This is a genomic window from Bradyrhizobium barranii subsp. barranii (genome assembly GCF_017565645.3).
Lineage (GTDB): Bacteria > Pseudomonadota > Alphaproteobacteria > Rhizobiales > Xanthobacteraceae > Bradyrhizobium > Bradyrhizobium barranii.
In genome coordinates, this window is the sequence record NZ_CP086138.1 from 128,074 (window position 1) to 146,671 (window position 18,598).

The 18,598-nt window shown below is 58.5% G+C and carries 14 protein-coding genes and 5 pseudogenes; 10 read left to right on the forward strand and 9 right to left on the reverse strand.

From position 1 onward, the window contains the following. Nucleotides 1–103 precede the first annotated feature (103 nt). Complete coding sequence (locus J4G43_RS53885) at nt 104–844, forward strand: hypothetical protein (RefSeq protein WP_208089643.1); 741 nt, start codon at nt 104–106, stop codon at nt 842–844. 28 nt (nt 845–872) lie between these two features. Here J4G43_RS53885 and J4G43_RS53890 read toward each other — a convergent pair whose 3' ends face one another. Further along, on the reverse strand, nt 873–1,442 hold the full coding sequence (locus J4G43_RS53890) for a hypothetical protein (RefSeq protein ID WP_157790344.1): 570 nt from the start codon (nt 1,440–1,442) through the stop codon (nt 873–875). Between the two features lie 141 nt (nt 1,443–1,583). Here J4G43_RS53890 and J4G43_RS53895 point away from each other — a divergent pair. Next, a protein-coding gene (locus J4G43_RS53895; RefSeq protein ID WP_208089675.1) for an IS3-like element ISRj2 family transposase occupies nt 1,584–2,713 on the forward strand; the annotation gives its coding sequence in 2 pieces (ribosomal slippage) (nt 1,584–1,836 and nt 1,836–2,713; 1,131 coding nt in all). 628 nt (nt 2,714–3,341) lie between these two features. Beyond that, nucleotides 3,342–3,848 carry a PD-(D/E)XK nuclease domain-containing protein gene (locus J4G43_RS53900; protein WP_049808080.1) on the forward strand — a complete coding sequence of 169 codons (507 nt, stop codon included), beginning with the start codon at nt 3,342–3,344 and terminating at the stop codon, nt 3,846–3,848. A 29-nt stretch (nt 3,849–3,877) separates the two neighbouring features. Here J4G43_RS53900 and J4G43_RS53905 read toward each other — a convergent pair whose 3' ends face one another. The 3 genes from J4G43_RS53905 to J4G43_RS53915 all read right to left on the reverse strand — a co-directional run bounded on the left by J4G43_RS53905 (nt 3,878) and on the right by J4G43_RS53915 (nt 6,388). Continuing rightward, nucleotides 3,878–4,759 carry a hypothetical protein gene (locus J4G43_RS53905; RefSeq protein WP_049808081.1) on the reverse strand — a complete coding sequence of 294 codons (882 nt, stop codon included), beginning with the start codon at nt 4,757–4,759 and terminating at the stop codon, nt 3,878–3,880. A gap of 95 nt (nt 4,760–4,854) precedes the next feature. After that, entirely contained in the window at nt 4,855–5,805 is a 951-nt protein-coding gene (locus J4G43_RS53910) for a nucleotidyl transferase AbiEii/AbiGii toxin family protein (protein WP_038945625.1), read from the reverse strand. After that, the gene (locus tag J4G43_RS53915) at nt 5,795–6,388 is read right to left on the reverse strand and encodes a hypothetical protein (protein WP_166354491.1); all 594 of its coding nucleotides are present in this window, start codon (nt 6,386–6,388) and stop codon (nt 5,795–5,797) included. Before J4G43_RS53915 ends, J4G43_RS53910 begins: the two co-directional genes overlap by 11 nt. 196 nt (nt 6,389–6,584) lie before the next feature. Here J4G43_RS53915 and J4G43_RS53920 point away from each other — a divergent pair, with 196 nt between their 5' ends. Both J4G43_RS53920 and J4G43_RS53925 read left to right on the forward strand, forming a co-directional pair. Further along, entirely contained in the window at nt 6,585–7,643 is a 1,059-nt protein-coding gene (locus tag J4G43_RS53920) for a hypothetical protein (RefSeq protein ID WP_208089644.1), read from the forward strand. Nucleotides 7,644–7,653: 10 nt separating this feature from the next. Beyond that, entirely contained in the window at nt 7,654–7,908 is a 255-nt protein-coding gene (locus tag J4G43_RS53925) for a hypothetical protein (protein ID WP_028154617.1), read from the forward strand. A gap of 81 nt (nt 7,909–7,989) precedes the next feature. Here the strand turns inward: J4G43_RS53925 and J4G43_RS53930 are convergent. Next, a pseudogene (locus J4G43_RS53930) lies at nt 7,990–8,712 on the reverse strand (IS630-like element ISRj1 family transposase); the annotation flags it as partial. Between the two features lie 114 nt (nt 8,713–8,826). Between J4G43_RS53930 and istA the strand changes: the two are divergent. The 4 genes and pseudogenes from istA to J4G43_RS53950 all read left to right on the forward strand — a co-directional run bounded on the left by istA (nt 8,827) and on the right by J4G43_RS53950 (nt 13,848). After that, a pseudogene (gene istA / locus J4G43_RS53935) lies at nt 8,827–10,366 on the forward strand (IS21 family transposase). Continuing rightward, nucleotides 10,326–11,189 carry an IS21-like element helper ATPase IstB gene (gene istB / locus J4G43_RS53940; protein WP_208083951.1) on the forward strand — a complete coding sequence of 288 codons (864 nt, stop codon included), beginning with the start codon at nt 10,326–10,328 and terminating at the stop codon, nt 11,187–11,189. The pseudogene istA and the gene istB overlap by 41 nt, the downstream one beginning before the upstream one ends. Nucleotides 11,190–11,744: 555 nt before the next feature. Beyond that, nucleotides 11,745–12,764 carry an HNH endonuclease gene (locus J4G43_RS53945; RefSeq protein ID WP_157790571.1) on the forward strand — a complete coding sequence of 340 codons (1,020 nt, stop codon included), beginning with the start codon at nt 11,745–11,747 and terminating at the stop codon, nt 12,762–12,764. 19 nt (nt 12,765–12,783) lie between these two features. After that, the gene (locus tag J4G43_RS53950) at nt 12,784–13,848 is read left to right on the forward strand and encodes an IS630-like element ISRj1 family transposase (RefSeq protein WP_026192128.1); all 1,065 of its coding nucleotides are present in this window, start codon (nt 12,784–12,786) and stop codon (nt 13,846–13,848) included. 131 nt (nt 13,849–13,979) lie between these two features. On the opposite strand, the gene J4G43_RS53955 is transcribed toward J4G43_RS53950, so the two are convergent. Next, a complete protein-coding gene (locus tag J4G43_RS53955; RefSeq protein WP_208089645.1) occupies nt 13,980–14,513 on the reverse strand; it encodes a hypothetical protein in 534 nt (177 codons plus the stop codon). Nucleotides 14,514–15,312: 799 nt separating this feature from the next. Between J4G43_RS53955 and J4G43_RS53960 the strand changes: the two genes are divergently transcribed. Beyond that, nucleotides 15,313–15,450, forward strand: a complete 138-nt coding sequence (locus J4G43_RS53960; protein ID WP_171901125.1) for a hypothetical protein — start codon at nt 15,313–15,315, stop codon at nt 15,448–15,450. A gap of 26 nt (nt 15,451–15,476) precedes the next feature. On the opposite strand, the pseudogene J4G43_RS53965 reads toward J4G43_RS53960, so the two are convergent. The 3 pseudogenes from J4G43_RS53965 to J4G43_RS56540 form a co-directional block, all read right to left on the reverse strand. Then, nucleotides 15,477–16,351: pseudogene (locus J4G43_RS53965) on the reverse strand (IS701 family transposase); the annotation flags it as partial. A 154-nt stretch (nt 16,352–16,505) separates the two neighbouring features. Beyond that, nucleotides 16,506–17,051: pseudogene (locus tag J4G43_RS53970) on the reverse strand (EAL domain-containing protein); the annotation flags it as partial. Nucleotides 17,052–17,582: 531 nt separating this feature from the next. Further along, a pseudogene (locus J4G43_RS56540) lies at nt 17,583–17,768 on the reverse strand (IS110 family transposase); the annotation flags it as partial. Between the last annotated feature and the right edge of the window lie 830 nt (nt 17,769–18,598).

The following is an 18,598-nucleotide window of genomic DNA, read 5'->3' on the forward strand; positions in this document are numbered from 1 at the left end:
CTCCACGCAGCATGGACGCAGCATGGAGGTAGTCTTGATGCTGGCAGAAAGCGGCGCGAAACTCGTGACGAAAATGAGCTTCGTTCACGGATAAGGTTTGCTTATGCGGGTATCGTTCGACAGCAACGCTTGGGAAAAAATCTTCGATCCAGCGGACCGCGATTGGACCACTATTCGCGCCGCGCGCGCCACAAACCAGATCGCGGGATTCATAAGTGAAGCGGGCTTTCGGATCGAAGCAATCCGTAAGAGCGAGCGTACATCCTATTTTTCCGAGCCAACAATGCAGGTGCAGGTTTCCGTAGTTGAGAGGGACGGCAAGCCCCATATCCAGATGACGATGGGCCCCGATGACGCCCGACATCCTGGCCTGCCTGAGATGCAATCCGCGAAGCTAAAAAGTGCGTTCGACGCAGGTATCAGGCTTATGCGCACGGCGTCATGGCTCGGATTACCTAGCCCTACGGAGATCGGCGACCCGGCGCTTTTTGCGCAGGGGGCGCGCGGCGCCGGCGAGCGCGAGCAACGCCAAATCGATGCCTTGGCCCGAATTGAAGCTCGGGGCGTAGGTAGGGCTGCGTTTGAAGCCGCTGGCGGGTGGCAGGGTGCCGGCGGAGTACTCCAGGACGAGAAGAGGTTTCGCAAGGCTTGTGCGGAATGGGCGGACGGGGAGCTCGTCGCTGCCCACATAGGCTATCGAAACGATATTCTGTGCACCAATGATCAAGCCCACGCCGCGGGCCGATCCATTCTTGATCCTACAAACCGAGCCTGGCTCACGGCGGAGTTTGGGGTTCAATTTGCAACACTGGATGAGCTTCTCGGCCAGATCAGCGCGACGTGAACGGTTTGGCCGCGACGGTTTCCAATTATCAGGTCTTCGCTTCGGGTGGCCATGGACGCTCGGACATGACATCTGGGTGCCGACCGTCGTCGGCCGCAATGCCGTGTTCGTCCCGAAGCTCATCGATCTCTTCTAGGCATCTTCTCGCTATGGCGGCCTCAGTAGGCGAGCCATACAGCATGCCAAAAAGCGCCTTACGCAATTCGCCTACCGGAGCGGGGTAGACATTATAGGCGTTGGAGTCTTCTCCAATGGGCACTTTTTCCGTCGCTCCGGCTTCCAGGGCTCGGTGCATCTGACCGTCGTAAGGCTGTTTGGTCGCAGCATACTTCTTCACCATGGCAATGATGTCGTTCTCTCCTGCCGCTTCGCCGAAAAATTGTTCGAGCACTTTACGGCCCGGGCCATCGCCAATGCTTTCGTATCGCGTCTGCAACTCGGAGTTCAGTTCTGGGGATCTCTGAGCATAGGCCGCGAGCTGGCGTCCGATATGCCACGCGTCGACACCGTTGGGGCCGCGACCGAATACGCCCTCATTATAGAGATCCAGATAGAGCAGCACGGACGCAACAGCGCCCCGTTCCAAGAAGGCCTGCATCCATGTGTAATCATCTGCGATGTCTCTGTGTTCCCGGGCGAGACGCAACAGTAAGAGCTGGCCCCGCAAATTCGGACAGTAGCTTGAGTGGATTTTCTGCCTGACAGCGGCGAGGATTCTTGCTGCGAATCAGGAGCGAAGATGACGAAGAAGAGCCGCCGGACGCATTCTCCGGCATTCAGGGCGAAGGTTGCTTTGGCTGCGGTCAAAGGCGACAAGACACTGGCGGAGCTGGCGCAGCTGTTTGATGTTCATCCGAACCAGATCACGATCTGGAAAAACCAGCTCCTGGAAGGCGCCGCCGGCGTGTTTGGGCATGACAAGACATCGGCCGAGACGCCGGTCGATTTGAAGGCGTTACATGCCAAGATCGGCGAGCTGGCGTTCGAAAGCGATTTTTTGTCCGGCGCGCTCACCAAGGCGGGCCTGCTGAGCGCAAAGCGATGATCGACCGCGATCATGATCTTTCTATCGTGCGCCAGGCGAAGGTCCTGAAGCTGGCTCGCAGCACGGTCTACTATGAACCTCGGCCAGTTTCGGCCGAGGACCTTGCCTTGATGCGTCGGCTCGATGAGCTGCATCTCGATTATCCCTTCGCGGGAGCGCGTATGCTGCGATCGTTGCTGCGGCGGGAGGGCGTATACGCCGGTCGCCGCCACATCGCGACGCTGATGAAGCGCATGCGGATCGAGGCGGTCTATCGTCGCCCGAACACGAGCAAGCCGGCTCCGGGTCACAAGATCTACCCGTACCTGTTGCGCGGATTGAAGATCGAGCGGCCCGACCATGCGTGGGCAATGGACATCACCTACATTCCGATGCGGCGTGGCTTCGTCTATCTCGCGGCGGTCGTCGATGTGTTCAGCCGACGGGTCCTGGCCCATCGCGTCTCGATCACAATGGAGGCGGCCTTCTGCGTCGAAGCGGTCCAGGAGGCGTTGGCGAAGCACGGCAGGCCCGAGATTTTCAACACGGATCAGGGCAGCCAGTTCACCAGCCTCGAGTTCACCGATGTGCTGCTGGACGCGAAGATCGCCATCAGCATGGACGGCAAGGGCGCCTGGCGCGACAACGTGTTTGTCGAGCGGCTCTGGCGCACGGTCAAATACGAAGAAGTATATCTCCGCGCCTACGACAGCGTGTCCGAGGCGCGAGCGTCAATTGCCAAGTATCTGGCCTTCTACAATCAGGGACGCCCTCACTCGAGCCTTGACGGGCGCACGCCCGACGAGGCTTACTTCGGCACGCAAGCTATGGTGATGGCCGCATGACCGTCGCCGACGGTTTTGTCGTCGCTCTGGTCGGGCTACGCCCTCCCGACGCAACGACAAAACCGTAAAGCCCCGCGTTCAGCATAACCCGGCAGGAATCCACTTAAATCCAGCGGGGCGCTGTCCAAACAACCGGGGCCAGCTCTCTGCTTGACGCGAGGGGCCAAACCTGCGCGGCAAATTCAGGTCGGCCTGTCATGATCATAAAGCGAACGGCACGATCTGCTTTGCCCGGCTGGTGCCAACGCGTGGCGAACGTGATGATATCGTCTCGTACGAGATCCCAAAAATGCGGGTGCAGCGCGGAAGATCATCTCAGCCGCTAGCATCGGATCGATAGGCAAGGCGAGACGCACGGCGTGAGCGACGACTTCCGCGCCGTTACTCTCTCGCGATAGCCGTTCGGCGGCGAACAAGACTGACTCTTCCCACGAGGGGCGGTCCAAGACGGATGCGCGCAATTCTACGCGGGCACCGGCATCACCGTTTGCCGCCGCCTTCATCAATTCGGCAACGCGGCGGCTCGCATACCATTCCTGAAATTGCTGATGTTGGAACGCAACGCCGTCTCCAGAGCGCATCAATAGGTGGTGGCTCGTCAAGGCTTCTAGGACTGTAAGCGGCTCAAATGGAGCCGCAATTTGGCTGCTCTCTCGCAGTCTTGCAGTTGTATCTGCCACGAAACGGCGCGCGTCGGCCTCAGGTAGCCGAACGACTCCACGCTGTCATCCGTCAGCTTCGGGAGAGGCGGGAGGAGCGCCCCACGCTCGAAGTCGAAGACGAGTACGACGTTCAGGATCTGTTTCACGCGCTGCTGATCATTTATTTCGACGACATTCGAAAAGAGGAGTGGTCTCCGAGTTATGCCGGAGGTGCTTCACGCATGGACTTCTTGCTGCCGGAAGTCGAGTCGGTGGTTGAGATCAAGATGACACGGCCCTCTCTGACTACGAAGCAGCTCGGCGAACAACTGACCGTCGATGTCGCGAAGTACAAGCAGCATCCGATGTGCCGCAGCCTCTACTGTGTCGTGTACGACCCGGCAGGACGTACTTCAAATCCCCGCAGTGTTGAGAACGACTTAAGCGGCGACAACGAGAAAATGACTGTTCGCGTGATGATCGTGCCGAGATAAGTCTTGAAGGCTTGTTGGAAGCAGGGCGATTAGGCTGCTGTGACCGGCGGGCCGGGCGGCATCTTTCGCTTGTAAGCCCCGCAGTGCTCGACGATCGGACAGGTCGGGTTTTCGGGCTTCTCGAACCATTGATAAGCGAAGCATCGTCCGCTATTGAAGTCGAGGGGTTCCGTTGGATCGAGGTATCTGATCAGAATGCGCCCCTCGACGAAGCCGCAAACCTGCTGCACGAGGGCGGATTTCAAAGTCGAATTGAGCAAGTGAAAGATGACGCCGGTAAAGGCGTTGATCTTCTCGATCGCGTCATCGATCCAGGCAAAGACATCATTGATGATATATGCGTTTCCGTGCTGTCGCATGCCTGTATGCATGTAGCTGACAGAGCCCGTATTATGATCCAGCGAACATCCGCCGGTGGCGAGGTGGGTCAGCTCATCGCGCCAATAGAGGAGACCATTGTACCAGTGAGCGGAACGGATCGCGTCCTTTAGCTCTTCAGGAAAACCGCCGGTCACCTTATCTATGTTCTGAAACAGCTTTCTTGTGGAGCCCGGAAATGACCGTGAGCCCTTGCTGTAAATGGCATGCAGGACCTTCACGGTGCAGTCGACCGAGGAGTAGAGCTCAAGGACAGCCGCTTCGATAACGGTTGACAGTTCGCGAGAGTTTACGGCTGGCGTAAACCCGTTCTTGTTGAGTTGATCTCGGTCGATATCGAGGCCAGGTCTCAATTTGACGGCTAAGGCTCGGAGTGTGATCGCCTTTTCGAGATGCGTAGCGACGCCGCTCACGGCACGTCGGTCACGGTCGGAAAACTTGTAGGTCTCTCCGTAAAAATTGGCAAAGCGGTCGACCTCGCCCCAGAGTTCAGGCGCAAAAACGCGGACGGTCGGTAGCGTTTGCGGTGCCATGCTCGACAAAGGCTTACCACAAAAGGAATGGCTTGTGCCGGGCTGGCTGCGGGCGTTTCGGAGGGTGATTATCCAACGGCGCTGCGCTCTGAAGGCTATAACTTGTCAGCCCACTTGCCGATCTCGGCAAGTATCTGCTCGAACGTCGGCTTGCCCGCATAGTAGAGCGCGCTGCTGCGCTCATAGGCGTCCGCGTACTGTGCGCGCGTCTTGGGATAGCTCAGAAGGATGGCCTCGTTCTCAGCGATGTTCTGATTGTCGCCTTGGCGAAAACGTGCCTGTTTGTGAGCCGTGTAGGCTCCCGTGCCAATGAATTTCTGAACGTCGGGCTGCTTGAGCAGCTCATGGATATCGTAGTAGTGACGCATGAACCCGACCGGATCGCTGCCATCCGCCTGCTGCTTGCGGAATTTCGTCGAGACGGTCTGAAGCTTTTCAACGAAAGTATAGCCGGCGTCATAGCAAGGCACCTCCGTGGCGCGGTTGTCGATGACGTCCACGTTGCTTGCAGCAGCCCGGTCGTAGAGCCATGAACTGATGTCTTTTGGCGCGTTCGGAGCCACGGTGTCGAAACCGACCTCCAGCAGAACGCCCTCCCGGAGTCCTTCCATGGCCTCCACGACCGTCGTGTAATTCAGCTTGATGCCGGCGCTGCGATAGTTCGGCAGATCGTCGAACTCAGTGTCGCGCTCGACATTCGAGATGCCGTCAATCCTGATCTCGCCAGCCAGCCAATCGTAGAAGTCCTTGCGTGACTGGATATGGGCCGGCTTGTTCTGGTTCTTGCCGGTCTTTACATCCTGGCCGGGGAACGGTTCGATCAGGATGTCGATGTCCTCCGAAAACCGGCTGATGATCTTGTGGCCCTTGGAAAGCGACGTGCCGCCTTTGAGCTGGAAAATGAAGCCCAGCTCATCAAGTCCGTAAAGGCAGTGCATGATCCAGTAGTCCTTTTCGACCAAGGCCGGATCAATGCCCTTCTCGTCCGCCACAATGCGGATGAGATCCGCAAATTGCGGGTGATTGTGGAGGAAATCACGCGGCATGCAATTCGTCCGCTCTCAGCGCGCGCTCAAAGAACTTCTTGGCGCGCTCGCTTCCATATTCGCGCACCGCACGACGCAAGCGCCTCTGATCGGATGCCGCGGCGCGCTCCGCCACGCGCTTGAGAACTTCGTCCTTGGCCTCGGCAAGCTGATCGACGTTGTTAACGAGATCGACCAGCAAGAATTCCTTTGTCAGTGATTTTGGAAAGCGTGGCTTCACCCGAAAGGCGAACGTGCGATTGCCGAGCTGAAACTCGCCATGACGCTTGTGATTGTAGACCACGGTCTTGTCATAGAGCTGCGTCGTGCCCACGCCCAGACTGTTGTAGGCATTCGGCGACGCCAGGAGAAACGTGTCGTCCTTCAGGAAAGCGCTCACGACATCCTTGTCAGCTGCCGGCGCCAGACCGAAAGCCGTTTCCTTCGGATACACGTACAGGCCGCCCGAGAGCTTCTTGAGGGTGCCGCTTTCAACAAGCTCCTTGAGATGCCGATCGACAGACGTCGACCAGCGGGCCAGATCGGCCCGCCGATAGGCCTGTCCCGGCTTCAGATGCCGCTTGAGTTCATCGAGCTTGGTCATGCCTGGCAATATAGACCAAAAAGGGCCGATTTGCAAGTTTTTTCATTGAAAAATCATGCAAGTAGGATCCTATCTATTTGTTTATATGGTATAATCACCGTTGTTGCGATGTGCTGTATCCCTGATTCTTACCGTTTGAGCAACGAGATGCCACAATGAAGTTCGATTCGCTCCTGGACCAATTAAGCGCGCCGCCATGGCCATATTCACCCGCCGCCGCATTCAGGCAATGTTGAACGATCTGCGGCCCCTGCTCGACGGCAACAAGCGAGCCGATCTGGTCGCGCGATTAAACAATAAGCGCGTCGAGCAGGCCTTGCCGGCGGAGATGGAATTGGCGCTGGTTTGGGCGATGAGGGATTTCGACTGCTTGGAGGTCGAACCGGCGTGGTGGGTGAATGGAAAAAAGCCGGATGCCTATGTCGAGGGCCTGCTGCCGGATAGGCCCGCGGTCGTTGAGATAGCGTCCACCAACGACAACTCCATCTCCGGCCAACAACTCATGGATCGATGTTCGCAGACCATCGTTGCCCACGCCAATACGATCAAAAAGGGATTTGGCGACTATCTGTACTTCCGATTTGCCGAGACGACCGAGATTGAGCGCGGAATCAGAATGCGCGGGATCGCCGCGCCGAAGCGTTACATGTTATCTGACGCAGCGAAGGCGCTTATCAAGGAATGGGTACTGTCGAACAATGAGCCGGTTCAACATCTGAGAGTTGAGGAGAGCGGCTTATGTGTCGAGATCGAGAAGAAAAATTACAAGCAGATACGGTATCACAACTTCTGGACCTCGCGACCGCCGCGCGTCTATTCCGAGACGGACAATCCGATCTACAATGTCCTTAGCCAAAAGCTGTCACAAATCGAAGGGGCGCCCGAAGGGACATATCGGATCATCTTTCTTTCAGAGATCGGATCGAGGACCCTGGACGAATTGGGCGCGCCATTCCCGAACGTTAACGAGCGGAATGCCACCGCGGAAAAGATCATCCGCCGGTTTCTCTCCGACAAGAAAGGGCGCGTCGATGCTGTCGTGGTCTTCGTGCCCAAAAAGGATTATCGACTATTTTCTCAGGAGCCAAAGCGAAGCTGGAAGGCCGTCGTCTTTTGGGATGTTGAAACCCCTGGCCTCCTGGACAGCCTGCGCAAGATCGAAGCAACCCTGCCACTTCCGCGGTTCAACTGGCTCTCAGGCGCGGTCCCTCTTCAGGCAGGGCGCCTTCGCTCCGGAGCAGCGCGGATGGTATGAAGGTGTAAGCATGACGTCGACCGGTAACGACATCACGTATCGTATGTCCAGTCGCGCCTTCCAGGATTTTCTGGCAGGTCGCATCACCGAGGAGCAGTTTCGCCATTTTCTTGGCGATGCAGAAGGCGGCTCGACCGTAGGCAGATTTCTGGATCAAGGCTTTATGATTAGCGAGATAACTTTCGAGAAGGGCAGCGTTGACGAAGACGATGACACGCTGGTTCTTCGCTTCTCAAAGGACCCGGCCGCGCAATCCTTCGAGTAGAACTAAGACCTGCCTGTACTTAGCGAAAGATCGGCGTGAATGAGCCGGCGGAGGCTGCGGATTGAAATCTAGTACCCGGAATCAGAGCTGAGTGATACGGCGGCCTTTGAAACGGCGTTGACGGACCTTTTTCTTGGTCCAGACGAAGGGCTCGGCTCTGTCGTTGTATGCGTTGACGTAGGCATCGATGTGTTCCTGAAGCTGCTTGAGGCTCGTGAAGGAGGTGCCGCTGAGCGACTGCCCCTGCAAGATGGAAAACCATACTTCGACCTGATTGAGCCATGACGCACTTGTCGGCGTGAAATGAAATTGCACGTTGGGGTGGGCCTTGAGCCAGTCCTCGTTCTTTTTATGGGTGTTGAGGTTGTCGAGGATGACGTGAAGCTTGCGGTTCGGAAAAGCCGCGGTGACGCTGTTCATGAAATCGAGAAACTCGACGCGGCGCCGGCGTTTTGAATGGGTCGCGATGATCTTTCCGGTGGCGACTTCGAGCGCCGCAAACAATGTTGTGGTGCCATGCCGCTTGTAATCGTGGCTTTGGCCGGTCAAGGCGCGGCCATTGGGCAACTTCAGATAACCCTGCGCTCGCTCCAAAGCCTGGATCGAGGGCTTCTCGTCCACGCACAGCACAATGGCCTTCGCCGGCGGCGCGACATAGAGGCCGACAACATCGGCGGCTTTGGCCGTAAAGTTCGGGTCGTTGCTCTCGCACCAGGACTTGCGAGCCACCAGGTCAATCTTGTGGCTGCGCAGGAACCGCCAGACATATTGGACATCGACATCGCCCAGCGCCTCGGCCAGCAGGGTGTGTTTCGGCATGGAATAAGGACCCCGTATTCGGGGTAATCGGCATCCAATCGGGACCCCGGGACAAGGGTCCACAGTGGCTTCCATCAAGTCATGGAAGCCGAGGTTGGGATGCTGGTGGTGGAGACGATTGCGAAGATCCGTCGCGCTTATTTTGTTCATGGTCAGCCGATCAAGGCGATCTGCCGGGAGCTTGGCGTATCGCGCAAGGTGGTCCGCAAGGTCATCCGCTCGGAGGCGACGGAGTTCCGGTACGAGCGAGAGACGCAGCCGCTTCCGAAGATGGGCCCGTGGAGTGCCGAGCTTGACCGGTTGCTGGCGGCGAACGAGAGCAAGACGACGCGCGAACGGCTGACGCTGATTCGCTTGTTCGAAGAGCTTCGCGGCCTCGGATATGCCGGCGGCTACGACGCGGTTCGTCGCTATGCGCGGCGGTGGAGCCGAGAGCGTGGCGCCTCGACGACCTCAGCTTATGTGCCGTTGAGCTTTGCGCCCGGCGAAGCCTACCAGTTTGATTGGAGCCACGAAGTCGTCCTGTTGAGCGGAACCACGGTGGTCGTGAAGGCGGCGCATGTCCGGCTTTGCCACAGTCGGATGCTGTTTGTTCGGGCCTATCCGCGCGAGACGCAGGAGATGGTGTTTGACGCCCACGACCGGGCGTTCGCACTGTTCAAGGGGACTTGCCGGCGCGGCATCTACGACAACATGAAGACGGCGGTGGAGACGATCTTTGTCGGCAAAGGCCGCCTCTACAATCAGCGCTTCCTGCAGATGTGTAGCCATTATCTGGTCGATCCGGTTGCCTGCACGCCAGCGTCGGGCTGGGAGAAGGGACAGGTCGAGAACCAGGTCGGGTTGGTCCGCGAACGCTTTTTCACCCCGCGACTGCGCTTCAAGACATTGGACGAGCTGAACGCCTGGTTGCTCGATAAATGTATCGCCTACGCCAAGGCGCATCGGCATCCAGAGTTCGCCGACCGGACTGTCTGGGAGATCTTCGAGGCCGAGCGACCCAATCTCGTGCCTTATGCAGGTCGGTTCGATGGCTTCCATGCCGTCCCGGCCTCGGTCTCCAAGACCTGCCTGGTGCGCTTCGACAACAACAAGTACTCGGTTGCGGCAAGCGCGGTCGGGCGGCCCATTGAGGTCCAGGCTTATGCGGACCGCATCGTGATCCGCCAGGACGGCCGGGTCGTTGCCGAACATCCGCGATCATTCGGTCGCGGCGAGACGGTCTACGACCCTTGGCACTATGTGCCCGTGCTTGTGCGCAAGCCCGGTGCCTTGCGTAATGGCGCTCCCTTCAAGGACTGGGTGCTGCCCGCAGCGATTGAGCGTGTACGGCGCAAACTCGCCGGTGCCGACGATGGCAATCGACAGATGGTCGATATCCTCAATGCGGTGCTGACAGACGGATTGCCCGCGGTGGAAGCCGCCTGCGCCGAGGCGGTCGCTCATGGCGTTCATTCCGCCGATGTCGTGCTCAACATCCTGGCTCGTCAACGTGAACCTGCCCCACCGGCCAACATCATGACGCCGGCCGCCTTGACGCTTCGCCATGCGCCGATCGCCGATTGTGCCCGCTACGACAACCTCCGGAGGACAAACTGATGGAACGAACCCAAATCTTCGATCTCATGGGCGAGCTTAAGCTCTACGGCATGAAGGCCGCCTTCGACGAGATCATGGCGACCGCCGTCAAACGCCAGCACGAACCCCAGCGCATCGTCGGCGATCTGCTCTCCGCCGAGATCAACGAGAAGCAGGCCCGCTCGATCAAATACCAGCTCACCATCGCCAAGTTGCCGCTTGCAAAGGACATCGCAGACTTCCAGTTCGACGCCACGCCGATCAACCAGACGCTTGTCAATGATCTCGCCGGCGGCGGCTTCATCGCCCAGCAACGCAACGTCGTCCTGGTCGGTGGAACGGGCACCGGCAAGACCCATCTGGCCATCGCTATCGCGCGAAGCTGCATCCGATCCGGCGCCCGTGGCCGCTTCTATAACGTGGTCGACCTCGTCAACCGCCTCGAGACCGAGACCCGCAACGGGCGACAGGGCCGGCTTGCCGAGCACCTAACCCGCATGGACTTCATTGTCCTGGACGAGCTCGGATATTTGCCCTTTGCCCAGTCCGGCGGTCAGCTTCTCTTCCACCTCGTCAGCCGGCTTTATGAGCGCGCCTCCGTCCTCGTCACCACCAATCTGGCATTCGGCGAGTGGCCGAGCGTGTTCGGCGATGCCAAGATGACGACCGCGCTGCTCGACCGGCTGACTCATCACTGCGACATCGTCGAGACCGGTAACGACAGCTGGCGCTTTAAAAGCCGCGACGACGATCAAACAACCCGCGCTCGCGCCGTCTCCGCAACCCCGGCCAGCTCCGACGCCGCGAGCGCTACCATCAAGACTCGCCGATCAAAGGGGTCCCCTTTGGACGCCGATCGGGGGTCCCAGTCCAACGCCGATTGACAGAAGAAGACCAGATCGCTGAGCGAGCGATACTCCTCTTCCTCGATGCGCGGCAAGTGCAAGGACGAGGGTGCGACCGCGAGCCGCTTGCCGTCGCGCTCGATCACAACGCGGAAGGAAGCAGCGGAAGGCGCTCCACGGCTTGGGTTGACTTGATGGGCAGTTGTGAGCGGCAAAATCCCAGCCGCGGTACCTTGCCATGAGTGCCGTACCAAAGACCTGAAGCTCGAAGACCGCATCTCCCGTGGAGAACAGGGCGGGTCGAACGAAACGTTGCATCACGTCCGGCGCCTTCCTGAACGGAACATACGCCCCATTGACGCCAACACTCATTTGGTCTGTGCGGTGGTCCAGGATGGAGTCTTCATGCTCGTTTATGCTGCCTTGTCTTCCTTTTCGGCGCCGCACATGACGATCAGGACCGCGTCATCCGGCAAGGATCGCTGGTAATGAAAACCGCAAGTTCTTGGCGAGGGCCGAGCTGGAAAGCCGAGGCCCAAGGCTCACACGGAAGCAGGGACTTGTATCACCAATATCAATATGGCAAGGCGCCGATTGTCCGAACTGCGTTATCGTAGCCAGACGAATCAGATCGAATTTCAGGACAGCATGGATAAAGGACCACGGATAGGCGACGCTGTTTTGGGCGGGCGTTATTCGTTGCTCGCTCAGGTAAAGGCGTCGATCGGTGGCGGCACTGTGTTCCTTGGAGCAGCAGGGCGATGCCGCTATTGCGGCGAAACAGATCCCGCCCGTTTCCGAATGGTGGCCCACACCTTCCCCGAAGCTCTCGGCAACAAGTGGGTTATCTCTCGGGATGAATGCGATGGCTGCAATAAGATATTCTCGAAGTATGACGACGCTATCGCGAAAGCTGACAGCCCATGCCTGACGCTGGGTGGCGTGAAAGGAAAGTCCAACAAGGTCCGGCAAACAGGACGCTCGGGAGGCGATTCCGTGATATCGCGACGCGGCGGAGCCGATGGACAGGGAACAAATGTATTCTCCAACAATGCGGATCCTGCTCAGCACGTTTCCGTAACTGCAGAAGGCGTGTTCCGCATGACCGTGCCGGTCGCGGGGGTGCCCTTTCGACCACGTCAGGCTTACAAGGCCCTCGCAAAGATGGGTCTCGCGCTGCTGCCCGACGATGAGCTAAATCACTACGCCAAGCTTCGTGCCTGGCTCCTCGATGCGGACGACAATGTCGATTTTCCCAATCTTGGCGTCGGCCTGTCATTCGCTTCCGTCGGCAACGCACCGCCGCTTGTCGTCGGAGCGCTGCTCCGTCGGACAAATCCGACCGACGTCGTTCCGCACATACTTTTCATTTTCAGCGCTGGCTCTATCTGTCTGCAAATAGACCTCATGTCCGACCATCTGGAGGACCACCTGCCGCCCGTTCCCGTCGGCTCGATCAGCGTGGAATGGTCTAACGTCATATATGATCCGGACGGACCGGCGACGATTGCGTTCCGCTATGGAAAGCCGGTTCATCTGAATTGGTCTTCGGTCGAAAACGAGCCGCAGCCGATCAAGGCCGTGGCTCTAGTACCCACTTTTCTTGGAACGTGAGTCGTGATTCAAGGTCGGGATGATACCCGAAGCAAGAGAAGTCCACCTTTCGAGGAAAGATCGCAAGGTGCTTGAGGCGTGCTGTCGCTCACCGGTGACGTTGCAGCGCGATTTGAAGCGGGCGCGGATAGTTCTGTTGGCGGCGGATGGGCGCAGCACCCGGTCGATCGCCAAGGAAGTTGGGGTCCAGCCGCGGATTGTCAGCCTTTGGCGGCATCGCTATGCCGACCATGGCCTTGAAGGGCTGCAAGATAAGCCGCGGCCTGGCAAGCAGCCGATCTATACGAAGACGACCGACAAGCGGATTCTGAAGCTGCTGGATAAGCCGCCACCGCAAGGGTTTGCGCGCTGGACCGGCCCCCTGCTGGCCGAGGCGCTGGGCGATGTCGATGTCCAATATGTCTGGCGGTTCCTGCGCAGCCACAAGATTGACCTGGTGGCTCGCAAGTCCTGGTGCGAGAGCAACGACCCGAACTTTACGGCCAAAGCCGCCGATGTTGTCGGCCTCTATGTCGCGCCGCCGGCGAAGGCCATTGTGCTGTGCGTGGACGAGAAGCCCTCGATCCAGGCTTTGGAGCGAGCGCAGGGTTATCTGAAGTTGCCCAATGGCCGCGCCTTAACCGGCCAAAGCCACGATTACAAGCGGCATGGCACCACAACATTGTTTGCGGCGCTCGAAGTCGCCACCGGAAAGATCATCGCGACCCATTCAAAACGCCGGCGCCGCGTCGAGTTTCTCGATTTCATGAACAGCGTCACCGCGGCTTTTCCGAACCGCAAGCTTCACGTCATCCTCGACAACCTCAACACCCATAAAAAGAACGAGGACTGGCTCAAGGCCCACCCCAACGTGCAATTTCATTTCACGCCGACAAGTGCGTCATGGCTCAATCAGGTCGAAGTATGGTTTTCCATCTTGCAGGGGCAGTCGCTCAGCGGCACCTCCTTCACGAGCCTCAAGCAGCTTCAGGAACACATCGATGCCTACGTCAACGCATACAACGACAGAGCCGAGCCCTTCGTCTGGACCAAGAAAAAGGTCCGTCAACGCCGTTTCAAAGGCCGCCGTATCACTCAGCTCTGATTCCGGGTACTAGTCTGCCGATCGTCGAAAGAAGCAGTGTTCGAACCCCTGCCGCGGCAAACCCCGGTAGGGGTTTTTCTCATTAGCAACGGCAAGGGATTAATAGGCGCATTGATCGCATCGAACGCATTTCAGGACGCCTTGTTCTTCCGCGCCGCGCTGCTGGCTTGATCGCTTGTATTCTTCACGATCTCTTCGAGCGACTGGACCAGCTTGGCCATGTTGTCTTTCCCGAGATGAACCACCACGATTTTGGGCCTCAGGATCTGCCATGGCTTTCGTTCTGGCTTGTCCGGATCCTTGAACCGCTTATAGGCCTCATGGGCAAGGATATCCGCTGACTGCAACGGCATCTGCTCACGCTTGCCGCCGAAGAGCAATCTCATCGGCACCTTGTTCGGATTTGCGTCCTTGGCGATAAATTCGAACGAGGCTTTGGCTTCTTTCTCGTCGTTATTGTTTTCGTGCACGAATTTGAGAGTTTCCTTCTTGTTGGGCTTCATCAATTCAAGCACGGACTGCACCAGCCAGTGAAAGCAGGTCGTATACGGATTGCCGAGTGCTTTCAGCAATTCTTCCTTGCCTTCCGTAGCCATGCGAAACTCGGTCTTGTTGAGGGCAATGACCACGCCAGCGATACGGTGTCCCATTATGACCGGCAGCACCCTATTTACGACCTCGTCGCGCTTCTCGCGGGTCCACCCCTTGAATTCCCCCTCGCGATTGTCCGCGTCGACAGCGTGGAAAACCTTGATCGGCTTCTTGGCCTTCCTCCATTCGGAGGACCATTCGCGCCAGGCCTTCGGGCGGCCGGCATAAGCGGCGACCGTAACGACATCGGCATCGTCGTGGGTACGCTCCTCGTTGGACCCGTTTGTGCAGATCGGCGAGCCGGGGCTCGAGATCTTCCTCGTAGTCCTCCCACGTCATGCCATCCACTCCGGGAGCAGCCTTACGCCTGAGCGCAAAGAACGCCGCCCGCAGTGTATCGACATTGATGTGGTGAAAGAGCGCGGTGAACCGGTCCTTCTTCCTCAGCCTTGCGGCTGTCCGTACGCGGTCCAGCGACTGGGTCATGCGAGCCCGGCCCTGTGTCCGGTGCATGCGCTGCTGTTCCGCGTTTCCCTTGGTCCCCGGCCTTGGCTCCGCCCACTCCGCCGCCAGTAATCCGGCTTTGTTCGTTGGCTTCTCAGCTACTATGCCAGAGTCAGACTTCTCCGTGTCGTGCATCAGCGGCTACAGCTCCTTGCCTTCCCGCTGCGGACCATCTCCTCCGAGAAGGAAGATGGCCGACCCGGAGATATCCCGGTTCCCGTACAAGGAGCTTCCATACATGCCAGGGTCTACGACCACGCCGGGTTGGACGGGTGCTCGCGTTTGCGCACTCGCCCATATTGCCTTCCGCTCTTTGGACAGCGTCGGCTCCCGAGATAACACTGTTTCGCGGCTCAATGGCTGGCCTGCATGCTCCCCTACCGACGCTTCGCCGACACCCTCGCGGACGCCTGCGCACGGCTCGGGGCCGATGTGGTTCGCTACACCTTCATCGCAATGGACTTCCACCATCTATTCCTTGCCGGTCTCCCGGCGCACCCAAAGTAGTGCTAACGCTACTTTGGCAGATTTATTCACGCCGTTGCTTTGCGCCGATTTGTCTTCTGCAGTGGGGACATTGCTGAGGTCGTGGTCGAGCGATGAGTTCGACGATGGCGTGGCGCACGGCCGGGAGGCTCGGTTGAGGCGGCGGGCCGTTGATTCTATTTTTCCGGCCCGCTTGTGCGAGACGTGGGTGTTGGAGGAATGCGTAAGTGATTATGGTCATGAGGGCGAGATGGAGCCCTTGCCAGAATCGCCCCTCGAAGTGATCGAGCCCGAGCACCTCCTTCCGCTGCTGGTGGGCCTGCTCGCAAATCCATCGCGCTTTGATCGTGGCAGCTAGTGTAAGCAGATCTGTCTTGGCCGGCAGATTGGCGAGATAGTATTTCTTCTCTCCCGACATTCTGTGTTCACCAATAAGCCGCGCTTCGTCTCCTGGAAGGTGCTGCTGGCCTTTGTCCTTGATGCGCTGCGGAGGTCCATCGGCAGTCCGCACACGAACAGCAGCGAAGCGAGCTCGCAGCTTTCCCTTGGTCCCGTTTCGGCAACTTACGTATTGCCACTTGGCATCAGCCAGCATGTTTTCATGCCGGCATCGACAAGATATCCGGAATGTACCGTTTGCGGGGACGGCCTCGATTTGCAACCGGCTAGATCAGCTTGACGGCGACCGGGTACACCTTGAGATGACGAGGGATCCCAACGGCCCAGGCAACGCCACGTGTCGAGAGCCCTTGACGGAACGGCGCGCTGAGGCCGTAACCGGCATCCGCCAGTAGCCGAAGCGAACGCCGACCGCGATCACGCGATCGATCTCGGCCAGTGCAATCTCTGGCCTGGTCCGCGCTACGCGATACTCGACCGGAACGCCGGTACGCTTCAAACGCGCCGCATCGCTCGTCCAGTTTGTGAGTTGGCGCGGGGGCCCGGCACCGATCGGCACGCTAAGCCGTTGACATCATTAATCTGGGCAGAGTCATTCCATTGCGCCGATTCACACAAAGCGCCTGATCGCGCGCAGCGAAGCGCTGCGCACGATCGATGGCGACACTCGCGCCTGCCTAGCCGCCGTGCCTCAGGACGATCGGCTCTTTCTCCGAGAAGTGCAAGCGTGAGCGCGCGAACTTCTTGACGCCCATTGGCTTGCCGAACAAGTAACCCTGGACCTGATCGAAATCCATCTCATGTGCGGCGAGGAAATCCGCGCGCGTCTCGACGCCTTGGGCTACGACCTGCGCGCCGCTGTCGTGAGCGAGCTCAATGACCCGCCGGCACACCGTCTGCTTCAGGCGTTGGTCCGCGCAGCCGGTGACGAATTGATGGTCGACCTTGAGCTGAACGAACGGGAAGTTCGGCAGTCCGAGCAAGGACGGCCAGTTGGCGCCGACATTGTCGATCGAGATGCCGATATTGTGCAGCCGCACGCGCCTCGCGACATCGATCGCCAGGTCGAGATTATCGACCATTTCGGTGCTGTCGATCTCGATCAGCAGGCCGGCGAACGCCGCATGATCCGGCATCCGGTAGCAGAGCTCGCGCACCGCGTCGTCATCGGCAAGAAACGACATCGGCAGGTTGATCGAGAGATCGACCGGTCCGATCTGCTGACGCGGAACGGCCCGATCTTCTGGTGCTCAGCGTGTCCGTTGACAGCATCGAAGTCAGTAAAATTCCCGAGACTTTGGTGAGAAAGGACTACGGCGGCAAGGTCCTCGTCATCGGCCAACCAGACTCGATCCTGACTCGTACATCCAAGAGCGGCGGCAATCATGGAAATTTCTGGCTCATACACTGATTGCGCCGCTAACCTTAAAGGATTCAATTCGAATCAAATGACGCAAGTATCGGTGCGTCGCACCGCCGTCACGTGCGCAACAAATGCGTCATCTGGCGTTCATGAGAAGCAATCGTGCCTGACTTTGCGTCTCGCCGGAAACGTTGCGTTCGTGTGTCATCGCGAGACGACGTTCATGACTATGGTGTCGGGTCGATGCAGACGCCGAATTGTGAATCGACGCCGAACATTGACCCTGCTGAGCACATCGCGCGGCAGAACCGTCATGCCGTGAACCTCAAGCGCGCGCATACGGTTTTACTAGTCGTTCATCCCGACAATACGGATGACTTATGGGTTGATACCGAGCCCAGTGATGGGCGCTGGCGCAGGCTTCCATCGCGACCAGGCACGCAGGCTGCTGGGCAAAGAAAGCCAGCACTTTGTCACGACGCTGTTTGCGGAAAACAACATCGCCGTCTGCGTCTGCGCCATGCGCCTGAAAAACATGTTTCGCGAAGTCTAGTCCAATCGTGCTAACTTCGTTCACGGTGCTTCCTCTTTGTGACGGTTCAACACCCTTCACTTTCGCAAATCGATGCCGTCGAGGGGCGTCCATCACAGCAGCAGACACAGCAACAGCAGCAGACAGAATCTCTGGCTGCGTGTAGAACGGGATCAGGAGCGATCGGTTTCCAACTAACAAGCCGGTTCAACCTGTCTCGCTCCGCGGGTCCATTTCACTTTGCTTACCACCCTGCTGGACAGCTCCGCGTTCTGCCGTCAGCCGATCCTAGACCGCGCCGCACTGTCTCCACTACTCCTTGGTGGTATCCGGAGTCATACGGATAGCGAAGACGTAAGCTTTCCTCCATACTTATCCAGGTCAGGATTTTGTCATCCCTCCTGGAGCTAAAACCAACGTAGCCCCCATGCAATTCAAGCGGGCGGCGTTGGGCTGTTTTGTACTTACTCGCATACGCGGGCGGACATCATTTTGCTGCGCGGCGCGACTAGAAGTCTTGCGCCTTCTCCATTTCCAATAAGCACACGTGGAGAGTGATCGGTCTCATGTTGCCGTCCAAGAGGACGCGCACCCTTTTGTCCTGGTCACACCAAGAGCGACCATGAGGCCGCTCCGCCCTTTCAGCTTTGGACCAGCCGAGTACGCTACTATTACGCGAGACCCAACGGTCATCGCATCATTGGCACGCGAAAACTGGATCGGTTCAACAGGGCGGTCGGCCCTTGGAAATCTCTCCGCTAGACAGCGTCGCCTCCCCTTCCAGCCTCCAGCACCGGCTGATCGGTCGCTCTCTTTGCGGATTTGAACCATTTCGCGGGCAAACCCAGCACATAGCCGCGCCGTCTGAGATCCTG